16 protein-coding genes are annotated in these 17,102 nt (G+C 72.2%); 8 read left to right on the forward strand and 8 right to left on the reverse strand.

Annotation, left to right across the window (positions count from 1 at the left end; genetic code table 11):
* Positions 1 to 2: 2 nt before the first annotated feature.
* Positions 3 to 899: an ABC transporter permease gene (locus tag ABZT87_RS15420; protein WP_354862092.1), complete on the reverse strand. Its 897-nt coding sequence runs from the start codon at positions 897 to 899 to the stop codon at positions 3 to 5.
* A gap of 175 nt (positions 900 to 1,074) precedes the next feature.
* On the opposite strand from ABZT87_RS15420, the gene ABZT87_RS15425 reads away from it, so the two are divergent.
* From ABZT87_RS15425 to ABZT87_RS15435, 3 genes are all read left to right on the forward strand, one after another.
* The gene (locus ABZT87_RS15425) at positions 1,075 to 1,716 is read left to right on the forward strand and encodes a TetR/AcrR family transcriptional regulator (protein ID WP_355136089.1); all 642 of its coding nucleotides are present in this window, start codon (positions 1,075 to 1,077) and stop codon (positions 1,714 to 1,716) included.
* 276 nt (positions 1,717 to 1,992) lie between these two features.
* Positions 1,993 to 3,996, forward strand: coding sequence for a DUF6077 domain-containing protein (locus ABZT87_RS15430; RefSeq protein ID WP_355136091.1), 2,004 nt, complete (start codon positions 1,993 to 1,995; stop codon positions 3,994 to 3,996).
* 403 nt (positions 3,997 to 4,399) lie between these two features.
* Positions 4,400 to 6,157: a CDP-glycerol glycerophosphotransferase family protein gene (locus ABZT87_RS15435; protein ID WP_355136093.1), complete on the forward strand. Its 1,758-nt coding sequence runs from the start codon at positions 4,400 to 4,402 to the stop codon at positions 6,155 to 6,157.
* Positions 6,158 to 6,272: 115 nt separating this feature from the next.
* Here the strand turns inward: ABZT87_RS15435 and ABZT87_RS15440 are convergent, their stop codons facing one another.
* A complete protein-coding gene (locus tag ABZT87_RS15440) occupies positions 6,273 to 6,611 on the reverse strand; it encodes a DUF952 domain-containing protein (RefSeq protein ID WP_354862097.1) in 339 nt (112 codons plus the stop codon).
* Positions 6,612 to 6,737: 126 nt separating this feature from the next.
* Here ABZT87_RS15440 and ABZT87_RS15445 point away from each other — a divergent pair, with 126 nt between their 5' ends.
* The 3 genes from ABZT87_RS15445 to ABZT87_RS15455 all read left to right on the forward strand — a co-directional run bounded on the left by ABZT87_RS15445 (position 6,738) and on the right by ABZT87_RS15455 (position 9,238).
* Positions 6,738 to 7,049, forward strand: a complete 312-nt coding sequence (locus tag ABZT87_RS15445) for a hypothetical protein (RefSeq protein WP_007457840.1) — start codon at positions 6,738 to 6,740, stop codon at positions 7,047 to 7,049.
* Positions 7,050 to 7,132: 83 nt separating this feature from the next.
* Positions 7,133 to 7,789, forward strand: a complete 657-nt coding sequence (locus ABZT87_RS15450) for a response regulator transcription factor (RefSeq protein WP_355136095.1) — start codon at positions 7,133 to 7,135, stop codon at positions 7,787 to 7,789.
* A 9-nt stretch (positions 7,790 to 7,798) separates the two neighbouring features.
* Complete coding sequence (locus ABZT87_RS15455; RefSeq protein ID WP_355136097.1) at positions 7,799 to 9,238, forward strand: HAMP domain-containing sensor histidine kinase; 1,440 nt, start codon at positions 7,799 to 7,801, stop codon at positions 9,236 to 9,238.
* Between the two features lie 46 nt (positions 9,239 to 9,284).
* Here ABZT87_RS15455 and ABZT87_RS15460 read toward each other — a convergent pair whose 3' ends face one another.
* From ABZT87_RS15460 to ABZT87_RS15475, 4 genes are all read right to left on the reverse strand, one after another.
* Positions 9,285 to 10,238 (reverse strand): TAXI family TRAP transporter solute-binding subunit, encoded by a 954-nt coding sequence (locus tag ABZT87_RS15460; protein ID WP_355136099.1) that lies wholly within the window; start codon positions 10,236 to 10,238, stop codon positions 9,285 to 9,287.
* Positions 10,239 to 10,318: 80 nt separating this feature from the next.
* Complete coding sequence (locus tag ABZT87_RS15465) at positions 10,319 to 11,011, reverse strand: hypothetical protein (protein ID WP_355136101.1); 693 nt, start codon at positions 11,009 to 11,011, stop codon at positions 10,319 to 10,321.
* A 106-nt stretch (positions 11,012 to 11,117) separates the two neighbouring features.
* Positions 11,118 to 11,915 carry a peroxide stress protein YaaA gene (gene yaaA, locus ABZT87_RS15470; RefSeq protein WP_355136103.1) on the reverse strand — a complete coding sequence of 266 codons (798 nt, stop codon included), beginning with the start codon at positions 11,913 to 11,915 and terminating at the stop codon, positions 11,118 to 11,120.
* Between the two features lie 52 nt (positions 11,916 to 11,967).
* Entirely contained in the window at positions 11,968 to 13,635 is a 1,668-nt protein-coding gene (locus ABZT87_RS15475; protein WP_355136482.1) for a hypothetical protein, read from the reverse strand.
* A 123-nt stretch (positions 13,636 to 13,758) separates the two neighbouring features.
* On the opposite strand from ABZT87_RS15475, the gene ABZT87_RS15480 reads away from it, so the two are divergent.
* Entirely contained in the window at positions 13,759 to 14,799 is a 1,041-nt protein-coding gene (locus ABZT87_RS15480) for a phosphatase domain-containing protein (protein WP_354856704.1), read from the forward strand.
* A gap of 16 nt (positions 14,800 to 14,815) precedes the next feature.
* On the opposite strand, the gene ABZT87_RS15485 is transcribed toward ABZT87_RS15480, so the two are convergent.
* Positions 14,816 to 15,346, reverse strand: a complete 531-nt coding sequence (locus ABZT87_RS15485; RefSeq protein ID WP_354856705.1) for a DUF6036 family nucleotidyltransferase — start codon at positions 15,344 to 15,346, stop codon at positions 14,816 to 14,818.
* Positions 15,343 to 15,705 (reverse strand): hypothetical protein, encoded by a 363-nt coding sequence (locus ABZT87_RS15490; protein WP_354856706.1) that lies wholly within the window; start codon positions 15,703 to 15,705, stop codon positions 15,343 to 15,345. Before ABZT87_RS15490 ends, ABZT87_RS15485 begins: the two co-directional genes overlap by 4 nt.
* Before the next feature lie 1,004 nt (positions 15,706 to 16,709).
* Between ABZT87_RS15490 and ABZT87_RS15495 the strand changes: the two genes are divergently transcribed.
* Positions 16,710 to 17,036 carry a hypothetical protein gene (locus ABZT87_RS15495; protein ID WP_355136105.1) on the forward strand — a complete coding sequence of 109 codons (327 nt, stop codon included), beginning with the start codon at positions 16,710 to 16,712 and terminating at the stop codon, positions 17,034 to 17,036.
* Positions 17,037 to 17,102: the final 66 nt, after the last annotated feature.

Here is a 17,102-nt window from a genome sequence, read left to right on the forward strand (position 1 = left end):
AATCAACCACGGCCGTACTCCTGTTCGCCGCGCCAGAAGTAGATGTAGCCACCGATGCCGGCCACCAGCGCCCACCCGGCGGCGACCAGCCAGAGCTGGGTCAGCGACTCGTTGAGCATCGGCGGCTCGTCCAGCAGCGCGTAGCGCGCCAGCTCGATGTAGACCAGCAGCGGGTTGAACTGGACCAGCGTCGCCGCCCAGCCGGGCAGCCGCGCGAAGAGGCTGACGCTGTAGAGCACGCCGGAGCCGTACATCCAGGTACGCATGAGGAACGGCATGACCTGCTTGAGGTCGCTCGCCTTGGAGCCCAGCCGGGCGACGATCAGCACCACGCCGGCGTTGAACACCGCTTGGAGCAGCAGGGCCGGCACCAGCACCAGCCATTTCCAGGTGATCGACTCGCCGGTGACCAGCACGATCCCGATCAGCACCACCATCGAGGCGAGCAGTTGCTGGAACTGGGTCACCGTGGTGGACAGCGGCAGGCTGGCCCGAGGGAAGTGCAGGGCCCGGATCAGCCCGAGATTTCCGCTGATCGACTGGGTGCCCGCCAGCACCGCGCTCTGGGTGAAGTTGAAGATGAACAGGCCGGTGGTCAGGTAGCCGATGAAGTTCGGGATCCGGTCGTTCTGTCCCAGCACCACCCCGAAGATCAGGTAGTAGACCGCGGCGTTGGTCAGCGGGGTGAGCACCTGCCAGAGCTGGCCCAGCTTGGCGTTGCTGTACGAGGCGACCAGCTTGGCGTTGGCGTACGCGGCGATGAAGTGCCGGTAGGCCCAGAGTCGGCGGCTGTACTCGGCGAGGGTGGGTCGCTCACCGGCGACCCGTAGCCCGTGCCGAGCGGCCAGCTGCGCCTGGGTCAGGCCCGTGTCGGGGTCGACCAGCGCGGTGGTGGCCATGGAAATGGCGCTCCGATCTTTCGTGCAGACGGGTTGCTCGCGACGATGGAATCCTAGTGGGAAGGGTGCGCGGGGCGCCGCCTCGCCGCTGCGTGGACAGTAGTCCGAAACACGTCGGGACGCAACCGTAGCGTCGTTGCGCTACTGTAGTGGGCGTGACCTGCGAGAAGAGTCCATGGTGACGACCGAGAAGAGGCGTGTCCCGGCCGGCGCTGCGGTGCTGCGCGACGAGATCACCACGGCCATCCGGCGGGCGCTCATGCAGGAGCTCGCCGCGGTCGGCTACGGCCGGCTCTCCATCGAGGCGGTGGCCCGCCGGGCCGGCGTCAGCAAGACGGCGATCTACCGACGGTGGAGTTCGAAGCTGGACCTGGTGGTGGAGATCGTCGCCGCCGCGGCGCACGGCAAGCTGCCGGTGCTGGACACCGGCACTCTGCGCGGCGACCTCGCGCTGCTGTTCCAGGCGGTGGCGCACGCGCTGCGCCACCCCCTGGCCTCGCAGATCATCCCGGACCTGCTGGCCGAGGCCGCCCGCAACCCGGCCATCGAGGAGACCCTGCGTCAGGTGCTGCACGCCCGCCAGCAGGAGATCGGCGGCCGCCTGGTCACCCGCGCCGTGCAGCGCGGCGAGCTGCCCGCCGACACCGACCCGGACGCCGCCGTCGACCTCATCGTCGGCCCGCTCTACTGGCGGCTCGCCATCGCCCGGCTGCCGCTGACCGACAGCTATCTGGACAACCTGGTCGAATCCGTGGCCGCCGGGCTCGGCGCGACCAACTCCGTACCGCTGCCGAGGGTGGCGCCGATCTCTGGCTGACCGGCCCGCGACACCACCTGCGCCGGGGGCCGAGCCTGGCGCCTGCCTCCGCTAGGCTGCCCCCTTGACACCCGGCCGTCACCAAGCCGACATCCGTTTTTCGCCCTCACATCCGCCGCCGGACGACAAGGACGCCCCGTGACGAAAGTCGAAGACGCTGTTGTGGCGCCAGCGCCAGCCGACCGAAGGACTTCCCCTGGTGCGGATGCCCGGGTGGGCGGCGGCAGCGGCCGGCCTGGTCGACGTCGCGGCCTCACCGGCCGCCTCAATGCCGTGGTGGCCGCCACGCCCGTCGTGTTCACCGACGCGGCCGTGGTCGGCTTCGCCATCTGGACGCTGCTCTATCACCTCAACCTTGGCCTCAACCTGCGTCCGTCGATCGTCTTCCTCGCCTGGGTCGTGCTGCTGCCGGCCGCCGCCTACGTGGCGTGGCGGTTCCGGCGGCGGAACCCGGTCGTGGGGCGCGACGACGCGGCGGCGACGCCGACCGAGGGGAGCGCGGCTGTCGACCGGGTGTCCCTGCTGCGTCGCTACGCCCTGCCGGTCGGCACCGCAGTCGCCGCGGCGCTGTTCGCGGCCGTCGGCACCGGCACGCTGAGCTGGTGGCTGGCCGCTGTGTTGGGCTTGGTCTCGGTCGTCTCCGCCTGGCTTGCCCTGTCCGGCCGTGGCGGCGCGGCCGCCGCGGACTCCACGCCGGCCGTCCGGGAGGCCCGGACCACGCCGGCCCAGGCGTACGTGGTTCTTGCCGTCTCACTGGCCGCCGCGTACTTCGCCACCCTCATCGGCCGGGTGTCGCTCGACGACGTCTTCTACGTCGGCAAGTCCGTCTGGGTCGCCGAGCGCGACGAGATCCCGTTCCGGGATTTCCTGTTTACCGAGGGCGTTCTGCCCGGCGGCTCAGCGAATCCGCCGCTGCCGTCCTTCGAGGTTTTCATCGGGGCGCTGGCCCGGGTCCTGCACGTGCACGCCGCGTCGGCGACGTGGTACCTCCTGCTGCCCGTGCTGGCCGTCTTCGCGATCCTCGCGTTGTGGCGACTCGTGCAGCGGTGGGCGCCGCGACGGCCGCTCGTCGTGTTCGGCGTGGCGGTCGCCTACATCCTGCTCGTCGCCTACTACGCCGACGCCCTGAACACCTACCACCTGCCCCGGCTGACCCAGGGCAAGAGCGTCTTCGTCCACGCCCTGATCCCGCTTGCGTGGGTGTACCTCACCGACTACCTGGAGCACCGTTCCCGTCGCGCGCTCGTTCTGCTCGCGCTGCTCTCGGTGGCCAGCGTCGGATACACCACCACCGCCGTCATCCTGCTGCCCCTGCTCGCCGCAGCGGCCGGCGTGGTGCTGCTCGCCACGCGGCGCGTCCGGGATGCGGTTTTGTGCTTCGCGGCCGCCTCGCTCTACCCGCTGCTGTCCGGCGTGCTCGTCCAGGTCCTGCGTGGTGGTGTCGAGGAGGCTGCCGCGACGTACGCCCCACTGCTGCCCTTGCGGACCATCTACGAGCTGACCCTGTGGCTCGGCGTGCTCGGTGTCATCGGTGGGCTCGCCGTGTGGTGGTCGCCTCTGCTGCTCCGTCGTGGTGCGCCGCAGCAGCTCGCCGCCGGCGCCGCGCTGGCCGTGACGGCGCTGATGGTCCCCGGCCTGCTGAAGTTTGGTGGTGACCTGAGCGGCCTGACGGCGGTGCTGTGGCGGGTGCCGTGGATCCTGCCCGTGCCGGCGCTCGTCGGTGTTCTGGCGGTCATCCGCCTACCCGGGCTTGCCCAAGTCAACCGGGTCCTCGCCTTCGCGCTGCCCGTCGTCCTGGTCTTCGCCTTCTACACGCAGGGCAAGCCGATGTGGGCTGGCGACCTGGTGCAGTCAAAGCCGACCTGGCGGATGCCGGAGACCCGCAAGGACGTCTCCTTCTGGATCAAGAATCTGGATCGACCGGAGGGTCTGGTGCTCGCGCCGTCGACCATCATGCGCGCGCTCCCTCAGGTCACTGCGGAAGTCCGGGTGGTGCTACCCCGTGACCTGTACCTCACCGACTATGGCCCGGAGACGGAGTTCGCCCAGGACCGGCTGCTGCTGGCGCGCTTCGCCGACGGCCAGCCAGTCTCGATCTACGAGGTGGACGGTGCCATGCGCAGGGTGGGGGTGAGTGTGGTCTGCGTGTGGAAGACCAACACGACAGTGGCCGACGCCGCCCGGTACCTGGGACTGGAACGGTTCGCGTCGCGCAAGTCCCCCGGTGGGATGTACTGCTACCGCACCACGGCCGGCGCGACGCCGACCACCGGCGGCTGAGCTGACCGAACAGTCGGACACCACGGCCCGGACGCCCACCGCGTTCGGGCCGTGGCGTGACGCCCCGAGGCCCGGCTCGCGCGGCTCGCCGCCAGCAATCAATCGGCCCGGTGCCCCAAATGGTGCCCGACACCCGGGTGATGCCTACGCGTCCCGCGACGTTAAGGTCGCAGTCACGCGTAAGCGGCCCGCTGCCGTGACAGCGGGTCGGCGCGCCCGTGGCACACTGCAATCCTGGAGCTCGGACATCGAACGTGGCGTGTGTGGACCGGGTCGGCCCGGCAGCGGCGCGAGAGGCTGCGAAACCACATCGGCGCGCTGGCCGGCGTCGTCCGTCACCCGCCCCGTCCGGCGTCGCCGTCGAGGGCCCAGCCGGTCACCACTCGCATAGGGAGCTGTACCTTTGTTCGGCACGTTATCGGGACGCATCGGCGTCGCTGCGCAGGGCGCGCTGCTGGTGTTGTCCTACCTGGTCATGCTCGTCGCCGGCGTTTTCGGTTGGGTCGGCCTGTTCGCAGTCGCCGGACTGGCGGCGGTGCTCGGCGAGTTCGCCGTCGCCCGCTGGTCCCCGCAGTCGCAGCTGTTGCTGGAGAAGGTCGGCCTGCACTGGTCGTACCGGCAGTTGACCCGGGACCTGGCGGCCGTGCTGCTGGTCGCCGCGGAGGTCACCCTCGACGGCACCGAGCTGAGCCTGCTGCTGATCCTGCCGGCGGCGGTGTGGGTCGTCTCGGTGTTCGCCGGCGCGCTCTCCACCATGATCGACCGTCGTAACCCGCTGTCGGCCCTGGTGCGCAACATCGAGCTGGGCCCGCTGCGCTCGGCCCCTCGGCCGCCGGCCTGGGCGGCGGCGGTCGCGGGCGAGCGGATGCCCCTGCTCAACGTGCTGCTGGTGCCGGCCGCGGTGGCCGCCGCGGTGCAGCACGATTCGATGCCGTTCCTCGTGGCCGCCACGGTGACGGTGGCGGCGACAGCGGTGGTGGGCGCGATCATCGCGGTGACCTGGCTGCGCGGCCGGGGCTCCGGGCAGGGCCCGTTGCTGCCCGCCGTGCAGCGCTGGCTCGACACGTACCGGCCCGAGGTGGCGCTCTACTTCGCCGGACCGGCCAAGGACGTCTACCAGGCCAACATGTGGCTCGCGCCGACCGAGGCGCTGAACCAGCGCGCGGTGGTGCTGATGCGCAGCCGGGAGGCGTTCAACGAGCTGGCCGACACCCGGCTGCCGGTGATCTGCGTACCGGCCGGGGTGGACTTCATGAACCTCGAACTCGGCAGCGTCCGCGCGGCCCTCTACGCCGCGAACGTCGGCGCGAACATCCACATGCTGCGCGAACCCGGCATGAAGCACGTCTTCGTCGGGCACGGCGACAGCGACAAGCAGGCCAGCGTCAACCCCTACAGCAAGGTGTACGACGAGGTCTGGGTCGCGGGCCTGGCCGGCCGGGAGCGGTACGCCCGCGCCGGGGTGGGCGTGCTCGACGCGGACATCGTCGAGATCGGCCGGCCGCAGCTGGCCGGGGTGCACACCTTCGGCGCCGAGTCGGTGGACCGGCCGTTCACCGTGCTCTACGCGCCCACCTGGGAGGGTTGGCTCGACGACGACCCGTACCACACCTCGCTGGTGCTGATGGGTGAGCGGATCGTCAAGGGCCTGCTGGCCACCAACCCCCGGGTGCGCCTGGTCTACAAGCCGCACCCGCTGACCGGGTCGCGGTCCAAGGCGGCCAAGGCCGTGCACGACCGGATCGTCGAGGCAATCAAGGCCGCCGGCGGCAACCCCAACGCCGCGTCCCTGGACGGCACCGCGCACCTCGTGGTGACCGGCCGTACGCCGGCGCTGTTCGACTGCTTCAACCAGACCGATTTGCTGATCAGCGACGTGTCCAGTGTGGTCTCCGACTTCGTGCAGAGCCAGCGGCCGTACGTGGTGGCCAACCCGGCCGGCCTGCCGGAGGACGAGTTCCGCCGCGAGTACCCGACCGCGCGGGCCGCGTACCTGCTCTCCGCCGACTGTGGCGAGCTGGAGAAGATCGTGGCGGTCACCCGGGCTGGCGACGACCCGATGACCGAGGCACGCCGCGACCTGAAGACCTACCTGCTGGGGCCGGCCGAGGCCAACCCCATGGACCGGTTCGCCGAGGAGATCTCCCGCCTCTGCCGCTGACCCGCGCGTACGACGTCCCGCGCCCGGCCCGACATCCGTCGGACCGGGCGCGGTCGCGTCAGCGGAGCCAGGGTGGCACGGTCGCGTCAGCGGAGCGGGGGTTGGTGCGGTCGCGTCAGTCGAGCAGGGCGGCGACCGCGTCGGCGACCGGTGTGTCGGCGGGCAACGCCCGGGCCGTCACCACAGCGGTCAGCGGCAGCGGTCCGTACAGGTGCGGGAAGAGCTGCCCGCCCCGCGACGGTTCCCAGCGCAGGGCGTCGCCCAGCCGGTCGGCGTCCACGCCCAGCAGGGTGAGGCCGGTGGCGCCGGCGAAGTGCCGGCGGGCCGTCTCCACCACCTGGTCGGCGGCGGAGAGGTGGATGAACCCGTCCTGCCGGTCCACGGCCGAGCCGGCGACGGCGCCGGCGGCCTGCGCGTCGTCCCACTCGACGGTCGGCAACAGCTTGTAGATCACCTCCGCAGACTACGTCGCCGATGTCGCGCTGCGAGAACGTCGGCCGGTGCGCGTTTCGGCCGTACCGCCGCCGACGCCCGTCGCCGCCCGGCATGCTCAGGTGGAGCGGCCGGAAAGGGGTGGACGATGGCGAGCTACGACGACGACTGGACCGACAGCCAGCGCGGGTTGTACGACGAGTGCTACCGGGCCGGCGGTGAGTGGGCCGAGGACCCGGACACCCCGTCCGACGACGTACAGCATGTGATCAACCTGGCCGAGGCGGACGACGACGCCTTCGACGACGCCGAGATCGACTTCCCGCCCCTGGTCGACGCCGTGACCCAGGCCAGCGGGGTCAACGTCACCAGCGTGCCGGCCCGGCACGACGACCCCGGATTCCGGGGCTTCGCCGACGGCGTCCGCGACGCGGTCGCCGACGACGTCTTCGGTCTGTAGCGAGTCGGACCGGGAGGCGGCCCTCCCGCTCGCGGCACGCTTCTGCCACCATTCGCAGGACGGCTGCGACGAATGGGGGCACGGTGCGGATCCTGCTGGTGGAGGACGACCGGCGGGTGGCCGCCGCGCTCTCCTCCGCACTGACCCGCCGCGGCTACCAGGTCGAGCACGCGGCCACCGTCGCCGCGGCGCTCTCCGCCGCCCCTTGCGACCTGGTGCTGCTCGATCTGACCCTGCCCGACGGGGACGGCACCGACGTGTGTCGGGAGCTGCGCCGACGCAGCAGCCAGCTCGGCATCATCGCGGTGACCGCGCGGGGTGAGGAACGCGACCGGGTGCTCGGGCTGCGCCTCGGCGCGGACGACTACGTGGTCAAACCGTTCTCGATGGTGGAGCTGCAGGCCCGGATCGAGGCGGTGCTGCGCCGGGCCGGGAACGCGGCGCCCGAGCGGCACCTGATCGAGGCGGGGGCGGTACGCATCGACGTGGCCGCCCGCACGGTGACGGTGGCGGGGCGCGCGGTCACGCTGACCCGCAAGGAGTTCGACGTGCTGCTGTCGTTGGCCCGCCAGCCGGGGGTGGCGGTGCCCCGCGACCGCATCCTGCTCGACGCCTGGGGCACCACCTGGGCCGACCGGCACACCGTCGAGGTGCACGTCGGGTCGTTGCGCGGCAAGCTGGGCGACGCGCGCCTGGTGGAGACCGTCCGCGGGGTCGGCTACCGGCTGCGCGATGCGTGAGGGGCCGCCGTGCGCCGTCGACTGGTGATCAGTTATCTGCTGCTGATGGTGCTCGTCCTCATCGCGTTGGAGAGCCCGCTCGCCGTCACCCTGGCCAGCCGGGAGACCGAGCGGGTGCGCGCCGACCGGCTCGCCGACGCCACCCGGTTCGCCTCGCTGGCCGGGCCGGCGTTGCGCGGCGGCGAGCCCGGCCCGATCGGGGCGGAGCTGCGCAGCTACGACGAGCTGTACGGAATCGGCGCGGCGGTCGTCGACCGGGACCGGGGCATCGTCGTCGACTCGGCGAGCTGGCAGTCCACGGGGACCGCCACCGTGCTGGACGTCGCGCTCTCCGGGCAGCAGGCCAGCGCGCCCGAGTCGGTCTGGCCGTGGTCGGCCGGGCCGGTGGTGGTGGCGGTGCCCATCAACGACGGCGGTGAGGTCCTCGGCGCGGTGGTGATCGTGACCCCCGCCGACGAGATCCGCCGGGCCGTGAGCACCTGGTGGCTGCTGCTCACCCTGGCCGGCCTGCTCGTCGTGCTGGCCTGTGTGCTCACCGCGTTCGGGCTGGCCGGTTGGGTGCTGCGCCCGGTGACCGAGCTGGACGCGGTCACCCACGAGATCGCCGAGGGCGACCGGGGCGCGCGCGTGCAGCACCGGCTCGGCCCGCCGGAGCTGCGTCGACTCGCGGCCAGTTTCAACCACATGGCCGACGTGGTCTCCGATGTGATGGACCGACAGCGTGCGTTCGTCGCACACGCCAGCCACCAGCTGCGCAACCCGCTCACCGCGCTGCGGCTGCGGGTGGAGGAGCTGGGTCCCAGCCTCACCGACGCGGACGGGCGCTCCGAGCACCGGTTGGCGCTGGAGGAGACCGACCGGTTGGCGCTGGTGCTCGACGCGCTGCTCACCCTGGCCCGGGCCGAACGGGAGGAGAACGAGCGGGTCACCGTGGACACCGCCGCCGTGGCCGCGTCCCGGGTGGCCGCGTGGGCGCCGTTGGCCCGGCACCGGTCGATCGCGCTGCGGCTGGCCACCAGCGACGCCCCGGCGTACGCGCGGACCGTGCCGACCGCCGTCGACCAGGCGCTGGACGCGCTGATCGACAACGCGGTGAAGTTCAGCGGGGCCGGCGGGGCGGTGACGGTGACCGTGGCCCGCCGTGACGACGGGGTGGCCCTGGAGGTGCGCGACACCGGCCCGGGGATGACCGAGAGTCAGCTCGGCCAGGCCACCGAGCGGTTCTGGCGAGCGCCGGACGCGCAGAACGTCGACGGCGCCGGGCTCGGCCTGACCATCGCCGCTGTGCTGGTCGACGCCTCCGACGGCCGGCTCACCATGCGGCCGGCCGAGCCGCGCGGGCTGGTCGCCGGCCTGTGGTTCCCGGCTCCCGAGCCCGAGCCCGAGCCGGCGGGGGAGCCGGCGGACGAGGACCCGTCCGTCGACCTGCGGCCCGCCCGGGCCCGGTAGCGGCCCGACCAGGGCGGCGGGCGCCTCTCGGCGCGGCCGGCGACAGTCAGGGTTTGGCGGCCCGGTACCAGGCGGCGGCACCGGGGTGCAGCGGCAGCGGCGCGGTGGCGATCGCCGAGCGGGGGCTCATCCGTCCCGCCGCCGGGTGCGCCGCGCCCAGCTCGGCCCGCCGCTCCATCAGCAGCCGGGTCACCTCCCGCACCAGCGGCTCCGGCAGGTCTGCCCGCACGATGAGGTAGTTCGGGTCGGCGACAGTGGTCACCGGGTTCATGCCGTACACCGAGCGGGGGATGTCCCGGGAGACGTAGACCTGGCCGTAGCGGGCGCGCAGCGGCTCCGTCCACTCACCGAGGTCCACGATCCGGGTGGCGCTGCGCCCGGCCAGCTCCTCGATGCCCCGCACCGGCAGACCGCCGGAAAAGAAGAACGCGTCGATACGCCCCGAGCGCAGGGCCGCCACCGAATCGTCCAGACCGAGCCGTTCCCGGCGTACCGCGTCGCCACCGAGCCGGGCCACCTCCAGCAGCCGGGTGGCGGTGATCTCGGTGCCGGAGCCGGGCGCGCCCACGGAGACCCGTCGGCCGCGCAGGTCGCCGATCGTGCGGACCGGCCCGCCGTCGGTCGTGACCAGGTGCAGCTGGTCGTCGTACACCCGCGCCACCGCGTCCACCGTCGGGCTCTGCGTCGGGCTGGCGGGCAGCACGTCGGCCTGGGTGAAGCCCAGCTCGGCTGCTCCGGAGCCGACCAGGCGGACGTTCTCCGCCGAGGCGGCGGTGATCACCACGCTGGCCCGTACCCCGGGCAGTTCCCGGTTGAGGATGGTCGCGAGGGACTGCCCGAACGCGTAGTAGACGGCGGTGGGGCTGCCGGTGGCGATCCGGATCGCCACCGGCTCGGCCGGGTCGTCCCGGCAGCCGGCGGCGGTGAGGGCCGCGACCAGCACCAGCGCCGCCGCCCCCGCGCGGCGCGAACCGGCCCGACCCGACGAGGTACGACTCACGCGGTGCACTGTGCGCGCTCCGGCGGACGCGCGCAAGCCCGTACCCGTCGATGCCGCCGTGGGTGCGGCGCGGGCTCCGCTCAGCAGACCGGGTGGCGGGCCGGCTCGGGCACCGCGCCGCGGGCCGGCTCCATCGACGCGCTGCGCAGGATGCGCGCCCGGTCCGGCCCGTCGGCCACGCTGACCAGGAAACAGCCGGTGCCCGGGCGGAGCACGGCCGGCACGTCGAGCACGGCCGCACTGCGGATCAGCACGGCGGCCAACTCCCGGTCGGTGAGCCGCACACCGAGGATGTGCCGCCGCACGTGCCGCCCGCCGGCCAGCAGCGCCGAGCGCCACGCCGCCGCCGCGAGCCGGGACATCCACCGGCGGCGGGCCGGCGAGGCGCCCGGCACGGGACCGCCCAGCAGCTCCCGACGCCCCTGCCACCAACCGGCATCCACCATCCGGGCGTACGCCTTGCGGTGCTCCGGTGGCACCCAGAGCCGGTGCAGCTCGTAGCGGCGGCGCAGGCCGCCGACGGCCACCTCCTGGGTGACCGGGATGTCGAGGCGGGCGAGCAACTGCCGCATCCGCTGCGCGGCGTCCTCCCGGTTGAACTCGACCCCCGGCGCGTGCGAGGGCAGCGGGGCGCCCGACCGGGCGCCGGCCGGTGGCGCCGTGCAGCGCAGCAGGCAGGCGGCCTCGAACGCGTCGCCCAGGGTCAGCCAGTCCAGCGGGGGTGGCGTCGCCGGCGAACGGGGCCGGTCGAGCAGGGCGGGATCGCGGGCCAACGGAGGCTCCCTTGTCGGAGTCTGGGTTCCCCTACCGTGGCCCCCGAGCGGCCGTTGCGGAACGCCTTCCGCCCAGCCTTGAGGAAAATTTGCGGCTCCCGCGCCGCTACAGGTCGGTGACCACCAGGTCCACCTGCCGGACCCGACCGGGAGCGGTGGGTTCCTCCACCACTGTGTGCTTCAGCTCCCGCAGCGTGCCGATCAGCTCCGCGGCGGTGCGCGGTCGGGCCCCGGCGACCAGCAGGTCACGCACCAGCCGCCCCTTGGTCGCCTTGTTGAAGTGGCTCACGACCGAGCGGACCGGCACACCGTCGACCTCCCGCTCGTGCAGCACCCGCACGGTCACCGTCCGCTCGGCCAGCGCGCCGCGCGGCGTCCAGGTGGCGGCGTACGCGCCGGAGCGCAGGTCCAGCACCGGGCCCCGACCGGCCGCCTCGGCCAGGACCGGCGCCAGCTCCCCGCGCCAGTACGCCGACAGCGCCCCGACGCCCGGCAGGCGGGCGCCGATCGGGCAGCGGTACGGCGGGATCCGGTCGGCGAGACGCACCGCCCCCCACAGGCCGGAGCTGATCAGGATCGACCGGCGGGCCGCCCGCAGCGCCGCCGACGGCAGCGTGGCCAGCTCCAGCGCCTCGTAGAGCACCCCGGTGTAGAGCCGCTCGGCCGGCGCGGTGGCCGCCGCGCGCAGCCGGGCGTTGCGGCGCAACTCGCCCCGCTGGCCGTCGCTGAGCCCGAGCGCCGTCCGCGCGGCCTCCTCGTCCGGCCCGGCGCTGAGCGCGACGAGCGCGTCGAGCACCCGCTCACGGGCGGGGTTCAGCTCCGGCAGCGAGAGCTTGTCGGGGGTCCACCGCCGTCCGGTGCCGGCGTCGGCCTTCCCCTCCGAGGGCGGCAGCAGGATGAGCATCGGGTCTCCTCGGGCGGGTGAAGCGGCAGCCCGGCCAGCGTACGACCCGCCGCTAGCGCCAGGGCCGCACCGGGGTGTCGGGGTGGTACACGCGATAGCCGCCCACCTCGCGCACCGGTGCGGCGTCGGGCCGGTCGGCGAGCAGCCGGCGCAGCCGCCGGTCCATCGGCGAGTCGATCTCCACCACGTAACCCGGCCGGGCGGCCCGCCCAACCTGCCGCCAGTACGGGCGGTAGCGGTTCTGCCCGGGGGACAGGTCCCCGTCGAGCACCCCGCAGACCACCGTCTCATCGGTGTTGAAGATCAGCCGGTTGCAGGTCCAGTAGTCCCCGTACACCTCGTGCGGCCCGTCGGCGCGCAGCGCGGCGGCCAGCTCCCGGGCCTGACGCTCCTCGGTCCGCGACGCGGCGGCGCCGGTGGTCGCGAAGAGCACGGTGACCACCAGCGTCGTCGCGGCCAACGCCGCCAGCACGGCGGTGGCGAGCGCGCCGGCCAACCGGCCGAGCACGCCCACCGTGCCCCGCCAGCAGGCCAGGGCCGCCACCCAGAGCGGCCACAGCACCGCCGGCAGCGACAGTTGCAGCACCGACAGGTAGCGGGCGTTGGCCAGGGGACTCGTCGCGGCGAGCGGGCTGCGCACGTACGACAGCAGGGTCAACGCCGCGCCGACGACAAGCGCGAGCTGCACCACCGGCCCGACCCGCGCGCCACGCGGCGTGCCGGCGACCCGCGTGCCGGGCCCCGCGGCCTGCCTGTCGCGCGGCATGCTGACGGCCCGGCGGTACGCGAGGAGCGCGAGCGCCGCGGCGGCCACCAGCAGCACCGGGTACAACACGCCGAACCACTGCTGCCACCGGCCGCAGCCGTCGACCGGGCAGAGCCCGTGCGCCAACGGCACCCCCTCCAGCAGGCCGCCCCGGATCCGGTCGGTCCACGGCGGCAGCGGGCCGGCCTTGGTGCTGACCTCCCGGAACACCGTCAGCGAGTCCTCACCCGGCCCGGCGCGCAGGTTGTCGACGATCATCGGCGCGGTCCCGGCCACGAAACCTGCCACCAGCAGCAGTCCGGACCAGCCGAGCAGTTCCCGCCGCACCGCCCAGACCAGGGCCACCACGGCCACCGCCAGGTACGGCAGGATCAGCCAGTCCGACCAGGCGGCCAGCCCGACCAGCAGCCCGAACAGGGCGACGGCGAGTCGACGGTGGCGCACCGTCCCGGCGGCCAGCCCCACCGTGATCAGCAGCATCAGCAGCACCGCCGGTTTCACCTCCGGCCGGCCGCCGACCACGGTGAGCTGGTCGCGCACCACCCGCTCCGGGCCCAGCGCCAGCAGGCCGACGACGAGGACGGCGAACCACGGCGTGTAGAGCCGGCGGGTGAGCCGGTACACGAGGTAGAGGAAGACCGCGTACAGGGCGAGCATCGGCAGCCGCAGCACCGGCCAGCTCGGCCCGGCCACGGCGAGCAGCGGCGCGGCCAGGTACGACTCCAGCATGCCCATGTAGTGCTGGCCGTAGAGGAAGACGGGGTGTTCCCGGCCCTGCCCGATGTGCAGGGCGGCCAGCCCGAAGGTCGCCTCGTCGCTGTTCGACACCGGCACGGTGTACAGCGTGAGGACCAGCCGGTACCCGACACCGACCAGACCGAACAGCAGCGCGACGAGCGCCGGCCGGTCGAGTCGCGGACGCCACCGCCCGCGGTGCTGCTCTGGATGCGACACGACCACGCCCCCGTCGTCGTCCCGACCGGAGTGTTTCACGGACCACGAGCCGGTCGGGGTGGTTCCGCCCAGTCCGGACCGGCTCGCGTGGCCGTGACCGTCGACGTGTGGCAGGGTTGGCGCGTGCCACCCACACCCGCCGGCCAACTGGCCGTGCCGAACCTGCACCGGGCCGCGCGGATCGAGGACGCCGTGCACCAGCTCGTGGAGCGTCGGTTGCGGCGCACCGGCTGGCGGATGAACATCGTCGCCTACACCGGCTACGGCCGTCCGGGCTGGGTGCGGGTGATGTGCCGGGTGCTGCTGGGTCGTCCGGACACCCGCCAGCGGGGTCGGCTGGACAAGGTCCGGGGCTGGCGCAGCTTCGCCACCCTGCCCGCCAAGCACGTCACGGTGCAGATCGAGGCCGGCGGGGTGCGGCACGAGGCCCAGGCCGACCGCAGCGGTTTCGTCGACACGCTCGTCGAGGCCGACCTGCCGCCCGGGTGGGGCACCGTCCGGCTCAGCGTGGCGGACGCCGAGCCGGTCGACGCGCCGGTGCGCATCATCGACCCGGACGTGAAGTTCGGCATCCTCTCCGACATCGACGACACGGTGATGGTGACGGCGCTGCCCCGGCCGCTGCTCGCCGCGTGGAACACGTTCGTCCTCGACGAGCACGCCCGCAACGCGGTGCCCGGCATGGCGGTGCTCTACGAGCGACTGGTCACCGCGCATCCCGGCGCCCCGGTCTTCTACCTGTCCACCGGCGCGTGGAACGTGGCGCCGACGCTTACCCGGTTCCTGTCCCGGCACCTCTACCCGGCCGGGCCGCTGCTGCTCACCGACTGGGGTCCGACCGCCGACCGCTGGTTCCGCAGCGGCATGGAGCACAAGCGCTCCACCCTGGCCCGGCTGGCCAAGGAGTTCCCCGACGTGCGCTGGCTGCTGGTCGGCGACGACGGCCAGCACGACCAGGAGATCTACCGGGAGTTCGCCGCCGCCCACCCGGAGAACGTCGCCGGGGTGGCGATCCGCAGGCTGTCCCCGACGCAGTCGGTGCTGGCCGGTAGCCTGCCCGCCCCGGCCGGCCGCCCCTCGTCGGGGCCGGTGGGGCAGAAGTGGCTGTCCGCCCCGGACGGCGCCGGCCTGTGGCAACTGCTGCGCGACGCCGGCCTGGTCTGAGGCATTCGTTGCCGACCTAGCGGCCTTCGAACACGTCCTCCAGAACCAGTCTCGCCCGACCCGGCACCTCTTCCTCCGGGAAGATCTCGGCGCAGAGACCCAGGGCCTCCTCGGGGCTCGTGAGGCCGAGGTGGTCCACCAGGAAGCGGATGTCTTCGGCATCCCGACGTCGTGCGGCGAGGACTTTCATGGCGAGCAGGTGCTCCGGGGACGCCGCCGAAACCCGCAAGCCCGGATGATCGAAGACGCGTGGTGCCTCCGGATCCCCGCCAGCGGCGACGTACACGCTTGCCTGCTCGTTCAGCCACCACTGCGGCAGCCCGAGTTCATCGGCGACAGCCCGCGCTTCGTCGAGCACGATGCCGTGTGGCTGAAACACGGCATCGATGTCCCTGGTTGCCCGACGGGCGTCGTAAGCGAGTGCCATGGCAGCCCCGCCGAAGATGTACAGGTCGGCGACCACGCCCCGCCTGGCCAGCCGGTCACCGAGCCTGCGGAAGGCGTCCTCGATGGCAGTGCGGTCGAGCAGTGGGTCGTCGGCGCTCACGCGACCTTCAGCTCCTCTGGGGAGATGAACACCCCACGTCGCCGGAACGCCGCAGGCGCGTGCACCACGGCGTCGACGCGGGCAGCGCGGGTGTTGAAGGGGAACCAGAATCGCCGCAGCGACCGCGTCTCGACCCAGGCGGGTGCGCCGCGCCCGTCCCGGGCGGCAAGGTACTCCGTCAGTGCCGCGAGGAATACGTCCCAGTGGTCGTCACCTGTCGGGGCCGGCTCCTGGATCAGTAGGTCAGCACGATGCTCGGAAGGTTCCCAGCCGTACTCCTCCAGGAACTCCGCTACCAGCCGCCACCGCCTGGTGTCGTCGGCCCCGACGAGCAGGACGCCCAGGTGTGCCATCGTCATTGGCTCGTACCTCGTAGGACGATTGCTCACAGCATCAACGCTAGTACAAGGCTGCGCCAATCCGCCGCAAGGCCCTCCCTGTCGGGGGCAGAGCCAGACGGCACCGAGTGTGGCGACCTGCGCGGGTGGGATAGTCATCCGGGTCTCGGCGCGGACCCCCCGAGGCCGCCCGCCAGATCCGACGCCGCTCCGGCGGGCGGCGGTGGGTTGCCAGGCTTCGCTATGGTCCATGGCGACCCGCCTATCCTGCGCCGGGGAAGCGGGGTGGATGGTGCTGCGGCCGATAGGCCCTTATCCCGATGTCGCGTGTCAACGGCTGGAATCGCCGGTTGGCTTGGCGGACGGTGAGGTCTTTTCCTCTTGATCGAACGTGGTGGTTCGGATTGACCTCGAGCGCTATTCAGCATCGGTACGTGGCGAGGCGTGGATCGTAAGGGTCGCCGTGCAGTAGGGCGATTACCGACAGTGTTTGGCGGCATTGACATGGCGCGGCGCGCAGTTTCCTTAGCGGTGGTGATGGCTGTGATCATGCTGTCGGGATGTGCGGGCAATGGATCGAATGACCCCAGCGGCAGGTCTGACGAGACGGCCGCGCAAGTCCTGGCGGCATACGATCTTCCCCTGCCCGAATGTGCGCGACAGGCAGCCAGCTTCTGGGACAGTCCGGACAACCTGAATAGGAGCCTTGTCTGCAGAGGTGCCGTTGACTTGTCGTGTCTGAAGCAGGCGCTGGCGGTGGTCGGCGTCGATCGGGGCGAGTTGCTTCCATACACGCAGTTGCCGGCCTGGTCCGGGTCAATTGGGGAGAGGTTGCCCTCAGCGGAGATTGTTGGCACCACGACGATCGTTCCGGCAGCTGCTTCTCGCAAGGAGATGCAGGTGGACGTCCATCTCGTGGAATCGAGCCCTGCGTTGCTCTTCCTCCATGCGATCTGTAGTAGAGCCGCTGAAAATCGGCTGCGCCGGAGGCTTCCACCCTCTTGTCTGGTCAGGAGGCTGATGACGTGGAAGAGTTGACGGCTATCACGCAGACAGCAAGGTGGCGACTGGCGGTGCGGAGCTTCCGGCTTGCCCTCGTCATCTTTCCGTTGTTGATCATCTTGACGTTGCTGGCAGGGTTCGATGACCTGGAAACCACAGTCGAACCGTTGGCCGTGATCCTGTTAGTCATGGGCGGAATTGTGGTGATCACCGGATGGTTTGCGGCGATCCTGCTTGCCCGAGACACCACGAGGATGGCTGTGGGGAAGTCCGGGCTTGTCGATCCGGTTCGCACCTGGCTTATGATGCAGCACCTTGTCAGAGACATCTGCAACTTCCGAAGATGGTGAGACAGGTCGAGCCGGCTCTGGAAACAAGCTGCGCCTTGATCACTTGATGCTGACCAGTTCCAGGAG

Origin of the sequence: Micromonospora sp. NPDC005237, assembly GCF_040607775.1 — a bacterium.
GTDB lineage: Bacteria > Actinomycetota > Actinomycetes > Mycobacteriales > Micromonosporaceae > Micromonospora.